The following is a 16,717-nucleotide window of genomic DNA, read 5'->3' on the forward strand; positions in this document are numbered from 1 at the left end:
ATTCCAGAGCTTTCCAAATTCTCTCGACGCTTTTTTAAAAAACGGTCTCAAACGCGACGTTCAAAGATGGTCCGCCGCACTACCGGTTCGCGCCGTCAGTCGCTGCTGGAACCGCTCGAGTCGCGACAGCTATTGGCTGGCGATTTCAACCTCTTTACATCCGAAAACGAGTCGCTTGATCTAGGACTTGCAACTTTGCTGGGCAGCTCCGCGGACGTCTACACCATTGTTGGCGGCGCAGACGATGACCAGCTGACTATCGACAGCAACCAGGAATTGCAATTCGTTAGCGATCCCAACTTTGAATCGCCGACAGACAGCGACGGCGACAACATTTACGAGCTCACCGTTCGCCGAACGGACTCAATGGGTTCCGAGGATTTTACGATCTGCGTTAGAGTGTTAAACATCAATGATAATCCGACCGCAGTGACTAATGGCTATTTAGTTGATCGGGGCTCGGGCTTGCTTCTAGACGGCAGTCTCAGTTCCGATCCCGAATCGGAGTCGCTGGTATATCAATGGGATTTGAACAACGACGGAATCGTCGACATCAGTGATGTTTCCCCGTTTACTCCAGTAGCGCCATCATTTCTGGACGGCTTGGTGGACGTGGGCGACAACACGATCGCGCTGACCGTGACGGATCTTGGCGGACTTTCGGATACGACGACTGCAACACTCACCGTCACCGATCGCTTGTCCGTCTTTTTGCCTGAATCATTCGACCCCAGCACACCAACTGATTTTACGGTCGTCCGCGAAGGCGACGAATTTACCGTTCGCGAAACCGAAACGGGCAACCTGCTTACATCCAGCCCGGTGCTGGGCCTCAATAGGATTGTGGTCAACGGTTCAGCAGAAGCGAACACGGTGACGCTGGACTTCTCGGCTGGCCTACCCGTTGCCATCGACTACTTCGGCAACGACCCCACCACCGGAGCGGGCGATGCGCTGGCGTTGATCGGCGGTGATGCCGACTTGGTACGCCATGAATTTATCGATCCATCAAGCGGTTCGATCAATGTTGTGTTTGGCGGAGTCTCGACCCCAATTTTTTACACCGGACTGGAGCCGGTTTTTGACAATCTGAACGCCGTCGATCGCGAATTCGTGTTTTTGGGCGGTAGCGAAACGATCACGCTTTCAGACGACTTGGTGGCCGGCGACAACGTCTCGCAAATTGATTCGACGTTGGGTGAGTCGGTCACGTTTGTGAATCCGACCTCGTCACTACTAGTAGATTCGGGATCAGGAAATGACATCATCAACGTCGCAGCGATGGACACGATGTATGCCGCGTCGATGATTTTGCGTGGAGGCGACGGCAACAATTTGGCCACGATCGATGATTTGGTGATCGACGGATTCGTTCGAGGATTGGTCAGACGCGGGTTGGAGATCGATCAGATTCAAACGGCAACGATTTCGGACACGTCGTTGTTGAATAACCAAGACGTCCGAGGCGCTGGTTTGCTGATCAACGGACCGTCGGACGTGTTGGTCCAGAGGTCCACCATTACAGGCAACGGCTCGACCGGAGTACTAGACACTGAAGGCGGTGGCGGCATTCTTAGCATCGACGCCAATCTCACGATCGCCGACAACACTTTGGTGAGTGGAAATGACGCCATCAACGGCACTGCAACCGGTGGCGGAATCCATGTTCTGGGAGGGCAGCTGGATGTCCTCGACTCAACGATCTCAAACAACTTTGCGGCCGGTTCCGGCGGCGGAATCACACTGAGCAACGGTACTTCGGGACTTCTGACCGAAGCATCGATCGAAAATAACCGTGCCGGGACTTTGTCCACACTCACGGACTCTGGATTTGGCGGTGGTGTTTACGGCTCCATTAATAACGATCTAACTATCGTCGGCGGGAGTTTCCGGGGCAACGAAGCCTCGCGTCAGGGTGGCGGAATTTGGTCTCGCGAATCAACTGTGACAGTGGATTCTGTCTTATTTGAATCAAATTTCTCAGCGGGAGATGGAACAGATGATGGCGGTGGAGCAATTTACCAAGAAGCTGGCACGTTAAACTTGGCTAGCGCGATACTTCGACAAAACGAAGCGCACGGCATTCAGGGAATCGGCGGCGGCATTACGTCTCGCTTCGCGAATGTGTTTGTTGTTGATAGCGAGATTGACAACAACCACGCTAACGGTGACGGTGGCGGATTCGCATCAATCGCTTCGACACTGATTGTGACCAACACGAACGTTGTCAGTAATTCCGCGAATGGATTGGGGGTCCGCGCCACGACGCCCAACTCAGGTGACGGTGGCGGTTTCGTGTTGTTCAATGACAGCACTTTAACCCTCAACGCCGGAATAGTTGAAAACAACAGTGCCGCGTTTCGCGGCGGCGGCATCAAACAGTTCGGTGGCCGAACCACGGTCACGGGAACATTGTTTAACTCCAACCAAGCGACGTTTAGCGGTGGTGGGATTCAAGCCCAACAAAACGGTACCATCGACATTCGCTCAGGTGCGACATTCACCAACAACACGAACCGGGCGATTGAAAGCACCGATGGCGTTCTGACTGTCACCGGACCTGATGTTTTGTTTCAGGACAACCCGCAAGGTGCAATTCGGGTCTTTGGCGGAGTGGCCGACATCAGCAATTCCACTTTCTTGTCAAATGAATCAGCTAACATCGGTGGAGCAATACGTGTCGAAGATAGCACGTTGACGGTCAGTGATTCGACATTCACAGACAATACGGCAGAGCAAGATGGAGGTGCGATCGCTGCGACCAATGAGTCGACCATCACAATTTCCGAGGGCACATTTGAACGGAATATCGCAACACAGAGCGGCGGCGCGATCGCGAATGAACAATCGACCATGACGGTTTCTAATTCCGTGCTAAGAGAAAACCAAGCTTTGGCAGCGGGCTTGGCCGGATTGTTTGGCCCAACCGGCGGCGGTGCGGCTTATAACCTAGGTGGAACGCTCGAAGTTCGTGATTCAATCATTACGGACAACCGTGCCATTACTAACGACGGTGCCGGCGGTGGACTGCTCAATGACAGCGGAACGATCATTGTTCAAGGCGGAACGATCACATTGAATCAGGCCGCTACGGCAGGCGGCGGGCTGGCTAATGAAAACAGTGGATCGGCAACGCTGGAGGATGTTGCCGTGACCGACAATATCTCCAACCTAGGCGGTGGTGTTAGTTCAGTCGGACCGACTGCTCAGTTGGATGTCATCGCGGGATCGGTTTCTGATAATACCGCAAGCTCTGGCGGAGGCGTGTTTGTCGAGGGTGGAACTGCACTGATTGACGGCGTGACGATCCGAGATAACCGTGCCTTCCAGGACGGTGGTGGAGTACTGATTTCCAGCGCAACGGGAACCGTTCGAGACTCGATCGTGGCGGGGAACCAAGCCGATTCTCTCGGGGGCGGAATAGGAGCGGTCAACGCATCGGTCGATATCATCGGCACCGTGATCGGCGGGCCCGACGATATCGACGGAAATACTGCGGGCATCCACGGCGGCGGGATTTACAGTTTTGATTCAACCCTGACTCTGTCTGAAAATGCCATCGTTGAAGGCAACCAAGCCGAGGTCTACGGTGGTGGTCTGTATTTGATTGGATTTACTAGCACCGATATTTCACAGTCAACCATCCGAAACAATACTGCGCTCCAAGCCGGCGGCGGGATCGCGTCGTTCGACGGTCAGACGCTCAACATCATCGGCAGTGAACTGCGTGGCAATGACGCACAATCGAGCGACCCCGCCGATCCGTTTCAGGGCGGTGGCGGATTACTTATCGCCGATGCCGCGGCAAACATTACCGAAACCGATTTATTGGGCAATCAAGTCATCGACAATGCCGGAAGCGGTGGTGCAATTTTGAATGTAAATGGCAGCTTGAACGTCAACGGCGGTCGCATCGGATCGACGCTTGCTGGCGACGCCAACGCGGCCGCCGTAAACGGCGGTGGAATCGCCAATGACAACGGTTCGGTATTCATTCAGGCGAACGCGACCATCGAAGGCAACACGGCAACACTGGGCGGTGGCATTCATAGTGAAGGCGGATTTGCCGCAGTGACCGTCAATGGATCCACGATCAATGCCAACAACGCCCTTTTCGGTGGCGGCATATGGAGCGACGGACTGCGACTCGATATCGACGGGGCAACGCTTTCAAGCAATGTTGCGGTAACTGACGGCGGTGCGGTTCTCACGCGTCAGTTTACCAATATCTTGAACTCGTCGATTTCAACGAACGAGGCAACTACTGGCAGCGGCGGGGGCATTTTTACGGACGATGGTGAACTGAATGTTACAGGCGGCGACATCGTCGAGAATGCAGCGGGGATCGATGGCGGGGGGATCTTCAACAACGGTGCGAGCGTCACGTCAAGCAGTGTTGAAATGATGCGCAATTCGGCGGATCGCAATGGTGGCGGATTAGCTGCATTTGATGCAACCAGCGTCGTGATCGGCGGTGAAGTCGATGCCAATACCGCGGGCGAGGAAGGTGGCGGGATTTGGATCAGCAATGGTTCACTCTTGGTCAGCGGAAGCACGATTTCCAACAATGTCGCGGAATCCTCCGTGAACGCGGGTTTGGATCAGGGCGGCGGAGGGATCTTCAATTCCGGCGGTGATGTTCAATTGACTGGAGCGACCTTGACGGCCAATCTAGCCATCGCAAACGACGGAAGCGGTGGGAGCGGCGGTGGGATTCATAGCGTCGACGGCTCACTGCTAATCGATGGAGGCATGATCAACGACCATCGAGCCGCACTCGACGGAGGTGCCATCCACGCTATCGACACGCCCTTAGACATTGACGGCCTAACCATTCAAAACAACTCCGCCGGTCGCAACGGTGGCGGTATCCATATCGTTTCATCCACACCGACCGCGCCCGTCCCTGCGTTGGCAGCGTTACTTAGCAATGTCACGGTAGCCAGCAACACCGCGGCAGAAGAGGGCGGCGGCATCTGGAGCGGAGCGACAGCCATGTCGCTGAACGATTCGTTGATCCAAAATAACACCGCGCTTTCGGGCGACAATGCCAGCTTGGATCAGGGCGGTGGAGGGATCTACAGCACTGTCGGAACATTGACCGTGAACGGTTCGACGATCGAAGGCAACGACGCCACTGCCGGCGGTGGTTCAGGTGGTGGAATCTATCACGACGGCATAAGCCTGGCTCTCAACGCCAGCGGCACGGCGGCTTCGATAGTTCGCGGCAATCGAGCGGGTACCCATGGTGGCGGCATCTTTGCAACCGGCGATTTACTGACCATGAACGATTCGGTGATTGGCGGTCCCGATCTAATGGATCGCAACGACGCGGCGGTTGACGGCGGCGGAATCTATGTCGACGTGGACACGGACGCTGTGATCTTAAGAACCGATATTTCCCGCAACTTGGCGATGCGAAACGGCGGCGGGATTTGGAAGAGCATCTCGTCAGCATTGGTTGTGAGCGATGGGTCGACGATCGACACCAATGCCGCTGGCGGCGATGCTGCCAACCAGGGCGGCGGTGGCATTTTCAGCGCTGGTGGTTTGACCACGGTGACGGACTCAACCGTCTTGGGCAACGTGGCCAACGGGATTTCGGGCAGTGGTGGCGGTATTTTCAACAATGGAAACTTGAGCATCGTCAATTCCGAGATTTCCGGGAGCTTTGCCAACCTTGACGGAGGCGGCATCTTCAATGACGGCAACGTTTCGGTCATCAACTCCACGCTCGCGGGAAATACCGCGACGGGAATTGGCGGCGGGATTGCCAGCGAAGGTGGGAGTGTGGCACTCGCTAGTGTGACCATTGCCGACAACGCTGCTGAAACCGGGGGTGGAATTGGAGCTTCGGGAGGAACTGTCTTGGCAACCAATTCAATCATCACCCGAAACACAGCGACGACCGATTCCGATGTGTTTGGTGCTCTGACCGACGATGGCAACAATTTGGTCAGTGTCGATGCCGGTTTAGCGGGGCTAGCCGAAAACGGTGGGCCGACCCGGACGATCGCATTGCTTGCTGGCAGCCCTGCCCTGGGGGCTGGAGACGCTGGCAATTTAACAATAGACCAACGAGGTACCGCCCGACCGCAGGGTGGAGCGACAGACATCGGTGCATTTGAATCAGACTTGATGCCCAGAACCGAAATACAGCTGACGATGGATGTCGCCCAGGCCGAGGGAGACAGTGGTAGCACAACGCTTGCCTTCACGGTCACACGAAGCGGCAACACGTTGGGCTCGACGACGGTCAGCTATTCCGTTTCGGGGGATGGAACAGATCCTGCCATAGCCGACGACTTCGCTGGCGGGACCTTTCCGACTGGTATGGTCACGTTTGCTGCGGACCAAACCACTCAAACGATATCGATTAATGTTGCAGGCGACACCGAAGTTGAACCTGACGAATCGTTTTTGGTGACGCTTTCAGATGTGTCTGGTGCATCAGAAATCGTGACCGGCACCGCTACTGGAACAATTCTAAATGATGACATTTTCCAGCCAGTTCCATCATTCAGCATCGGGACCGACCTCGTCAGTGAAACTGAAGGTGATACGGGATCAAAGATTTTTGCTTTCACTGTCACCCGTAGTGGCGCCACCACCATGGCAACCTCGGTGGATTTCACTGTGAGAGGCACTGGAGTCTCGCCTGCTGATGCGGACGATTTTGGTGGATCGCTGCCAAGTGGGAAGATTGATTTTGCCGCAAACGAAACCACTCAAACGATCTCGATATCGGTTTCTGGTGACAATTTGATCGAATCGGATGAATCTTTCACGATCACGCTTAGCTCTTCCGATGTAGACGCGGTGATTTCCAATGCCCAAGCACAAGGGGAGATCCAAGATGATGATTTCCTAAATCGCCAAACGCGAATCTACCTTCCGGGCTTAGTTGCTCGTCCGCACTTGATACCCGGTGACAGTGTGCCAACCGCGATCATCTTCCGAGCAGTCTCGGACACCATCGTGTCGGTCACGCCTGTTGCAACTGCATCGGTCCGCGAGTCCATTTATATAGTAGATGGCGATACCAACCCGATTAGCACTTTGGAAGACGGTGCAACGGTGGCGGGGGTGACTGCGGGCCAACTTTACGCAATCCTTTTTCAGCCACAATCAACCGAACGCATTTACTCGGTTCGATCATCCGAAGGATTTCGTGCCCTATCAAACCGTGCGTCAACAAACCTTTTTACACCGACCGATACCAACGCGAACGGTCTAACGAATGCACTCGATGCCTTGCTCATCATTAACCATTTGCGGCGTGGGAGTAACTTAGAGGGTGAGCAGTCGTCGATAAGCTCTAATTTCTTGGACGTCAATCATGATGGAAGAGTTTCGGCCCTCGATGCCGTGATCGTCATTAACCATCTACAGCGTCGAACAAGCCTGAATAGTCCATCAACCCCGGTCGACGCTCCCAGCACCGCGTTGACTTCGGCGATCGAAACAGACTCCTCAGCGGAGGAAACCGATGTAGCATTCAGTGCGTTGATCCCTGAACTTGAAAGAGAGCTTCTTCCTATGGGTTCCTCCGTTGCTAACTCGTTCGTCTCTATCGAACGCAGCGACTCCTCGATGGTGGCCAACCACGTTGACGACGTGATCGCATCGCTGGATGACGATTCGATCGAAGACGAATTGGTGGGTCTATCCTTGTTGCCGCTGTAGTCGATTTTGAGTCACCGCCCTCTTATGTATCCCCGTAACGAAACGCCGCAACGTCAACAAGTGGTTGCGTGCTTATCGTGCTTTGGGACGTCATGTGGCATCAGGCGTGCTTCGCAAAGCACAGTGTTTCTCCGCCAGGTCGCCGGAGCGGTAGGTCAAGTAGAATTGCCCACGAAAAGTTGACAGTGAGACGATCTTAACGGGAAGGTAGATGGTGAGTCCTGACGATCAGGCCTCACCGGTAAGTGAAGTTTCTTTGATTGCGTGTTCAAACTCGCTTAGGCTCTGGTAGTCCAGCGATGAATGGAAACGAATTGAATTGTAGAACTCTTCGATGTACTGCGAGACACCGCGTGTTGCGTGCTCGTGTGTGTCGTAGATTTGGTGAACTTCTTCGGTCTTAAAACTATTGAAAATGATTCCATCGGCGCGTTGTCGTAACAGTTCCCCCGGCGACTCATAGTCTGAACCAAGTCAAGCATCAGCAATCTGCCTCGGAAGTGTTCGCTTGCTAACTGGGAACCTCGATCGCTGTGAAGGACAAACGGGGACAGGGAACTAACAAGGATTGCTGCTTGAAATGATAATAACTGTAATTGCGGTTTGCTTGTGTTTTGCCGGACGATCGGACAAAACAAAGGTGTCAGACTAAACGAAGTTGTCAGGAATCAATGATGGATTTCTCTGGCAATTCCCGGACTCTTGGCCGACCGCGTGGGCGTAAGGTTGATTCAAGGCTGAGTCGGCGGGCGATTGACTCAATCCAGTTCTCTTTGCCAAAAGGGCTCCCACGCTTGACGCTCCATCGAATGGAATCCGGTTCCTTTTCGCTGAGCGATTCGTTGACTCGGCTAACCCAATCTGGAAACCGAGGTAATGGCCAAGGAGATAGCCATTCAAGAGAAGGCTCAGTTTTGCGTACCCAGCGATGCATCGACCCCTTTGCCAATTTTCGGCTCGGTCCAAAGACTCCGCCTGCAATGCATTGCGTTCCACATACCTTGAGGCAACAAAGAAGAGTTCATCGCCTTGGATTGGAAAACTCTTAAAACGCACCTGGAAGACGTGCCACTGTCCTGATGACCCATAATCGGCGTGAAAACGCTGTGTGTGCGTCAGCCTAGCTCAACGCAAGAAGTTGCTTATTACGCCATCTTCGGTAGGCTGAAGCAAAAAATGCCAGTGTGTGGGTATCAACTGGTAACTGAGAATCCGGCAGGGGTAACGTTCCAATTCTTCTGCAAGAATACGCTCGAACGCCTCGTAGTCGGCTTCCTTAGAAAAATTTCCCTACAAGCATTCCCGCGATTCATAGCATGGTACAGCCCATTGGCTTCGTCGGCGCGTTTGGGCCGTGGCCTTTCCGTGGCATATCGCAACGAGAGTAACTGTTTAGTTCGTTGCTGCACATGCCGCTGAAAAGGTGTCAGATACCGTTTTGGCTGCTTGGGAGATTCTCGCATTACCTATTCTCACTTTTTGGTACCCGTCACCTTTTTCGGTTCTGGGAATCCCCGTCAGCGATTCCACCGATGTGGAATCGTTACAGGCCCAATTACAAAAGCTTCCCGACGATGCGAAAGATTTAACGTTCGAGAACGTCCAAGCTCGCGTGCGAACGATGTTGTTAATGAATCGCGGCTTTGTTTTGGGGACTGGCGACATGAGCGAACAGGCGCTTGGTTGGTCCACCTACAATGCCGATCACATGTCAATGTACAACGTCAACACGTCGATCCCAAAAACGCTGGTCCGTTTCCTGGTCCGATACGCCGCCGATCATTACTTCGACGGCGAATTGCGATCCGTTTTGCACGACATCGCAAATACAACCATTTCGCCCGAACTATTGCCACCGCGCGAAGACGGCACGATTCGACAGAGTACCGAAGAATCAATCGGCGCTTACGAGCTACACGATTTCTTCCTCTTCCACTTCGTACGAAACGGTTTCAGTCGAGACAAAATTCTGTACTTAGCATCACACGCAAAGTTCGACGAAGACTATTCCCCCAAGCACATCGCCGAAACCTTGGACGTATTTGTGAAGCGTTTCTTCTTCAGCCAATACAAACGCAACTGCGTCCCCGACGGTCCTAAAGTCGGTTCAGTCAGCCTTTCCCCACGCGGCGATTGGCGAATGCCCAGCGACGCCAACGCCGGCGATTTCCTGTAGTTATTCGGTGCTTGAAGGAACGATGCTGTGCGCGAAAGAATTAACCACGGATGGCTTTCGCGGGACCACGGATGTTTGGGGGCGAAGGGATTTTTGGTGGTGTTTTAGATTATTTTCTGTTCGCCATCCGCCAACCGACTGCGCAACATCCGTGGTCCCGCGAAAGCCATCCGTGGTGAATAACTTACAACGTTCTATCGCTGGTTCGCACCAAACGATGCAATGATGTTCTTCCCGTCTGGGGTGTAAACCGGATCACGAACCGTCACATCGTCGGGAAAACCATCGAACGACCTGTTTGTCTGCCCCTCTTTGATCGACAGCGATACCGGGAACGGTCGCCCATGCTTGTTTCCGGTCACGATGATTGATTCGCCATCTGGATACCAATCGAATGAAAGACCATCAATCACTCTCGTTCCATCAGCGGGCGGATCGAGTATTTTCAAAGACGAGATTCCTTGGTCAACGTTAATGATCGCAGACGCCGATCCGTTGCCGTCCTTCAATTTCCCACCAAATGCAACGGTTCGATCGAGTCCCTTTGCCCAAGCAAAATGAAAACTAAGGCTAGCGAACGGAGATTCGGCTGGCGAGAAAACGTTTGTAACTCGGTTGGTTTCAATGTCGTACAAACGCAAGCAGGACTTGGGGACTGAACTCCCGTCATCATCTCGTCCACCATGAAAAACGATTGACTTCCCATCGGCTGACCAGCGACCTCCCCAAGCCCCTCGGTCTGCCAACATCTTTTTGTTCTGCCCATCCGAATCCATGATCCAGATCGACATCCCTTTCGCGTTGTCCGCTTTTGCATATTTTGGCGGGCGACTGACGACAAGCTGTGTTCCGTCTGGCGAAAATGAAGGCATCACTCCGTCAGAAATATCTAACGCATTTTCACCATCAATATCAACGACAACGATGCGTGATTCCTGCCACGAAAAACCACCGTCATTGGTCCATGCGTCGAAGGCGACACGCTTGCCATCAGGCGAAACATTAGGAGTGCCTTGGCGATCAAATTTGTGACGTAAATCTGTATCAGAAACGAGCGGCCGAATCGGTGTTCCGTCGATCTCACAAACGTGCAGCAAAAGTCTGCCAGGTTTCGATGCATCGACATCCGTGGAATCATCCTCCGCTCGGCAGGGAAATGAAATGCCGACGGACAATATCGCCATAGCAATTGATTGGATCAGTAAAATTCGCATCGAGAAGCTTTCGAAAGAGGTAATCAACGCTGGTAAATTGGCAGCAATTGATATGGGGTTGTGAGTGCAAGGACAGTCAACGCGGTCGGATAGACTCGTCCGATTTCGGGTCGTTTACCTTCTGGTTGCCAACCGCCATCGGCGGCTTGGTTCGCAATCATTGTCTTTGCCATTCGCGGATAGAACTGCTCCCAAACCCGACCACCCATCTGCATCGCCGCTTGGCTTTGGTAATAGACGCCATAATGAAAGTGTTCATTCGGGTTGATCATGTGATTGTAGCGATCGTAGGGATGATCCAAAATCCATTTCCCGCACCGTTTTTCCATCTCAGGTTCTTTGTGACCGGTCAGGAAAAGACAAACCACCCCAGCACCACAGAGTCCTCTTGTCGTGTGCCCGGTTCGACCCGGCCCATAACAAAACACGCCCAACTTTTTGTCGTAGCAGCGAAGCACGTAGTCAAGCGATTCCTTGGCCCATTCAACCGGAACATCAAAGCCAGCATTCTCAGCCGACCGCAAAAACATCACAAACCAGCTTGAAACGGACAGGTCGCTGTAGAGTTCCATGTGGTGGAAATCGTCCAAGTATCGCCATCCACCGCGGTCCCTGATTTCAAACTCCATTGGGATCGGACGCAGTTGCGTTTTTCGCGTTAGTTTCAAAGCGGCGTTGACAGCTTTCTCGATCCGCGCCGCCCGTTTTGGATCCGTCATGCCATAAACTTCCGTCAAAAACATGCCGCAAATCGCATGGTTGTAAATCATGTATTTTAGATACTGACCATGGTTCGTGGCCGCCACAGAATGCCCCAACAAACCATCCGAGCGCTGCCGCGAAAGCACATAGTCGATGCCTCGCAAAACCACTCTTGATTCTTTTGTCGCCGATGGGCTCGCATCAGCAATGTGCCCACGGGAAATCAATGCCATGCAGGTCAAAGCGGTAACTGCGGGACGCTGGACTTCCAAAAGGCCAAAGCTGCCGTCGTAATTCTGCTGGCTGATTAAGTAGTCAATCGAACGGTCAACCGAACGTTCAATCGTCTGCCATTGCGTTTCAGGAATCACCGAAAAGTCCGGAACGTCCTGCATCCCTTCGGTCGCATGCAGTCCTAAACCTGGTTCTTCCGCATCGCATAGACGAGTCCCGAGAATGGAGACGCCGCAAGCCAGCAGAACTAACACGAATTCAAAACGCTTCCATTCACTCTTCATCGGACGCCTCGTTGGTATCGCTAACAGTTCCGCTGATCAATTCAAAGTATCGGTTGATGCTGCGTCGGTACGCTTCTGGCGGTAAACCATCGGAACCCTGCAAAAGTCCCGAACCCAATTGGCTGCGAACGATGTTCCAGCCGAATGCGTTGCCGCGTCCTAATTCTGAATCACCGTCAACGAGTCTCGCTGCGGACTTTGCGTTGAGCAGTTTTTCGCGAATCCTTTTGAGATTCTTGTCCGTCTCGCTTCCCTGTTTTTGCATCGCCGCCTGAATCATCGCCATCAACCGAGCACGCCCGGAACCGCCATTCCCGCCGGAACCACCGTTGCCGCCTCGCGATCCACTGGCCCAGTCGTTGATGATTTGCAGATTGGTCGGACGTGCGGGGATCCCCAGCAGTTCGGCCAAGTCACGTTCTTGTTCCAAAATCGCTAGAATCTGATCCAACGTTGGATCGTCTAGCAGGTTTGCCAGGGGATCAGGCGGCAGTTCGTCGAGTTGCTTGATCACATTTTTCAGTAGCGTGTCCAGCAACTCGCACGCTTCGTCTAATCCATCGCTAGCGACCTGTGTTCGCACGAGTGCTTTGTCGGTCAACGATTTTTGCAGCGAACGAATCGCCGCCAACTGAATTGGTTCGATATCGCGGTCCAATTTGGCCAGCAAGGCATCACACTGCACCGCGATGGATTTTGGCAGGATGTTCTGTCCCCCGCCAATCTGCCCCGCCAATTCCGCCTGCAAGCCAGTAAGTTTTTCGGTCAGCGTGTGAGTGTCCATCGCGACCAGAAACTGTTCGACACCGATCGCGGGTGCGAACTTTTCCGCCGCTAAGAAACCGGCTTTCTGATTCCACCTAGCGGCTTGGTCTCGCATTTCCCCAAGTTCGATTACCCTTCGAAGAGCGTTGCCAGCGTACCGCTGGTCGGATCGCCCGAGCTGTTCAAGTTGTGCCGCAACGCGATCGGCCGAGTCGATGAATTGGACCATCAAACGAGAAGCCTGCAGCAAATCGGTTTGAGTCTCCGCCCAATTCGCGGTCCCCAGAAATACTTTTCCGCCCAGACCATTTTCGTATCGAGCAGAGATGCCAGCGGCAACAGCCGAGAATTCCAAGAAGGCCTTTCGCGTTGCCGCAACCATCGCGGAATCGTTGCTCTGCAGCGGTAGCCAAGTCTCAAACGTTTCTTCAATTTCAAACGCGCGCTGCACCAGGTCAAGCGATTCGGTGGTCATCATACTAGCGTGTCGCTTCAACAGCGATTCGAGTGCAGCTTGGTCTTGTTCGCCGGTTTCGGCGTACATGGCCAGCCTGTCGTGCAAAACACGTTGCCGCTTGGCGACTTCAAACAACTGCAATCGAATGGATTTGCCACGATCACCAAAGTTTTGGAAATAACGTTTCATCAGCCTGGGATCGCTGGACAGAATGCGAGCGAGTTCGGCCCGAAGTTGATTCTGCATTTCAAGCACTTCCTTCAGCCGTTTCAGGTACTCATCGTCGACGTCCAATTCCGCCATGGTGCGTTTTAGTCCGTCCGGATCTGACTGCTGGGCCTTGGAGAGTTCGGCGAGCGAATCTTCTAGGTAGACGCGATACATTTTGCTGATCTGCTGGATATCCTTGGCCAGCTTGAAATCACGTTTGGCTTTCTCGAACGTTCGCGTCAACTCCTTCAGCCGTTCGATTGCTCGAACCGTTTGTTGCCGCGACGCCATCAGCAGAGCAAGTCGCGTTTCACCGGTTGTATCACCGACTGATTCAGCGTCTTGTGCGGCCGGCAGGATATGGGTGTGCGTGATCTCAGCGAGTTGGACGCCAATGAAGGCATAGGGCGTGTCCTTGGTGCGTTTCATCAATTCCTTGACGGCATCAATCGCGGATCGTTGATGCTGACTCGCCTCGTTGACCATGATTTGCAAGTCAGCGTTCCAAAATTCATTCAGCGATTCACTCAACGTCTGCGACTCCAACACACTCGACAGCCGCTTGCGAGCACTTGTCAGTTCCCGTTCCATACGAGTGATCGTTCCAGCCACCGCAACTTCAGTTTTACGTCGCCCTTCGCCTTCATAAGATCCGATCGTTTCGGTGATTTGCAGCCGCATCCGCTGGCTGCTGCTTGGCCTGGGGATATCGAGCCCACGCCGTTTCATAGAATCACCATCGTCGGATGATTTCTTGGCCGCGGGTTCTTTAGGCGGCTGCTTTTCATCGGAAGGTTCTGGTGGAGCGGTGAGTTTCGCGCCTGAGGATTTTTGGTTTGCCGAGTTAGGATTGCTTGGTTGTGACTTGGCTGGTTGTGACTTGGCTGGCTGGGACTTGGCTGGCTGCGGTTCACTCGGCTGTGACTTATTTGGCTGGGACATACTCGGTTGGGATTCACCCGAATTCGAAGCCGAACGATCTCTTTGTGCTTCGCTAGGCTCCGACTTTGATTCCCCATCTTGTTTCGGCGTCGGTTGATCGTTTGGTTTGTCTTCACTTTCGGTCATGTTGTTGGCGGATTGCTTGTCAGTTGATTTCGCTATCTTCTGCGAAACCTGATCCGTGTTGGCATTGGTTGCATCAGGCGCATTGGCACCAGTTTTGGCCGTTGGTTTATCTTCCGGATTGGTCGGCGAATCGGCTGGTTTCGATTTCGAAGTGCTCTTGTTGCTAGCCATTTCGGAATCGTTTGGTTTGGGTTCGCCTGATTTTGACGAACTCACTTCGGAAGACTTGTCAGAATCCCTAATGTTTCCTTTGCCATCTTGCGGTTTTGGTTTCGATTCCTCTGTCGAATCCAATGGCGTTTTTTCCCTTGACGGTTGCACTGCAGAATTCTCCTCAGACGCAATTTCCGTTTCCGACTCCTCCAGAATCGAAGCTTGCTTGGTGTCATAGGCTTCGATTCGATAGCTCAATGACTGCCCTTCGCTGAGTTCATATTTGGAAAGATCCAGTTTCGTTTTCCCCTTCCAATCCTTGATGGGTTCTCCCTTTTGCATTGGCACAGGCAAATCGATCGAGTCCAGCTTCTTGACGCTACCGTCTTCCGCCTCAGATTCCACCACCAAGCGAGCCTTCGCCAAACCGACATCATCCTTGGCTTGAAACGTTAGAGTCACCTTGTCATCCGGGCGAACTTTCTGGTCCGGTCGCGGAGTCTTGATCCGTACGGTCGGCGGCAGGTCAGGACGCGTCAGGATGCGGCACTTGGGCGAACGCAAATTCTGCAATCCATTGGGTTCAAAAAGCTGCGGAGAAACAGTCATCTCCTCCCTGATCTCAAACGAGACGCTGAAGTTGCTCTTGTCTTCTGACCACATCGTTCGCGACGGTTTGCCATCGATCAACAACATTCCCTGATCGATATCGCCCGCTCCGGTAACCGAGACTTCGATCGTTGATCCTTCGACCACCGTGACACGATTGGGCATCCGGCGATAGAGCTTTGACTTCAGCCCCGTGTAGGCAGGCGGTGTGACGCGGATCGACGCACCGGTAATTCGAGGGCGTTCAGCGACGATAACTTGATGCCATGGTGTTCTCAGATCACCCACCGAAAGCCGATAGCGAAACGAGTCGTCAAGCCTTCGCTGGCGATAACGAAATTCGTTCTCCGACCCACGGTTGGGCGTCAATTTCACGGATTCATGAAACAGCGTCGCTTGACCTTGTTCTTGATCTTCGCCCTGCTCATCCGTTTCTCGTTCAAGGTGAACCATCGACGAAGTTGGTCCCGTCGCGGCTAACTTCAGTTCCCAAGTTTCCCCTTTCGCAATCACTTGATCACCCGGAATTCCGTCGAGTTGATGTCGAGTGATATCGGAAATCGGCGCGACCAATCGAGCCGCAAGCGTCTTGATGTCTGAACCAACCCAGACCGCAACCGCCAAACAGCCCAGCAATCCGGCGCATCCGACAAACAAGGGAACCGTCAACTTGCTTTCCCTGGCTGCTTCCTGAGGTGAAACCTTATCGATCAGGTCATTCGTCTCCGACGCAACAAGCTGTCGCATGATTGGGTCATGCTGGATCGGGTGAGTTACGTTTCGATGGAACCCAGTTGGCGGGTCGCTCCAATGTGATGCTGACAAGATCGTTTGCATCCGTTCTTGCATTGCCGGCGTTTTGTCATCGGCAACCCTCGCCAATTCAGACTCACGACGCGGCGATAGAACCCCTCGCAAACCGACGGCGATAGCCGCCAGGACCGATCCAAAAACGGCTGCCGAAATCGCAACACGGACACTCTTGGACCACCATCCAAACACTGCGTCCAGTGACATTGCGACCGCGGCACAGGCGACCAGCAAAGCAACCGCCCAAACGATGGTGCCAATCGTCCGTCGTGATCGTCGTGCGGTATGCAGTCGGTCAAGTTTTTCGCGAACGCGATCGGAAATCGGTTCAGGTTTCGCCATCGTGATC

General features: G+C 53.5%; 4 protein-coding genes and 2 pseudogenes. 2 read left to right on the forward strand and 4 right to left on the reverse strand.

Features of this window, described 5'->3' with window-relative positions; genetic code table 11:
• Positions 1-66 precede the first annotated feature (66 nt).
• Positions 67-7,686 carry a choice-of-anchor Q domain-containing protein gene (locus RC85_RS09255; protein ID WP_068261559.1) on the forward strand — a complete coding sequence of 2,540 codons (7,620 nt, stop codon included), beginning with the start codon at positions 67-69 and terminating at the stop codon, positions 7,684-7,686.
• A 228-nt stretch (positions 7,687-7,914) separates the two neighbouring features.
• Here RC85_RS09255 and RC85_RS26730 read toward each other — a convergent pair.
• Positions 7,915-8,225: pseudogene (locus RC85_RS26730) on the reverse strand (integrase core domain-containing protein); the annotation flags it as partial.
• 959 nt (positions 8,226-9,184) lie between these two features.
• Between RC85_RS26730 and RC85_RS09265 the strand changes: the two are divergent.
• A pseudogene (locus RC85_RS09265) lies at positions 9,185-9,862 on the forward strand (NAD(+) synthase); the annotation flags it as partial.
• A gap of 194 nt (positions 9,863-10,056) precedes the next feature.
• Here RC85_RS09265 and RC85_RS09270 read toward each other — a convergent pair.
• The 3 genes from RC85_RS09270 to RC85_RS09280 are packed head-to-tail and all read right to left on the reverse strand — an operon-like array spanning position 10,057 to position 16,710.
• Entirely contained in the window at positions 10,057-11,046 is a 990-nt protein-coding gene (locus tag RC85_RS09270) for a PD40 domain-containing protein (protein WP_068261608.1), read from the reverse strand.
• 53 nt (positions 11,047-11,099) lie between these two features.
• Positions 11,100-12,296 (reverse strand): prenyltransferase/squalene oxidase repeat-containing protein, encoded by a 1,197-nt coding sequence (locus tag RC85_RS09275; protein WP_068261565.1) that lies wholly within the window; start codon positions 12,294-12,296, stop codon positions 11,100-11,102.
• Positions 12,286-16,710 (reverse strand): hypothetical protein, encoded by a 4,425-nt coding sequence (locus RC85_RS09280; RefSeq protein WP_235033146.1) that lies wholly within the window; start codon positions 16,708-16,710, stop codon positions 12,286-12,288. Before RC85_RS09280 ends, RC85_RS09275 begins: the two co-directional genes overlap by 11 nt.
• Positions 16,711-16,717 lie beyond the last annotated feature (7 nt).

Origin of the sequence: Rubripirellula obstinata (assembly GCF_001642955.1) — a bacterium.
Lineage (GTDB): Bacteria > Planctomycetota > Planctomycetia > Pirellulales > Pirellulaceae > Rubripirellula > Rubripirellula obstinata.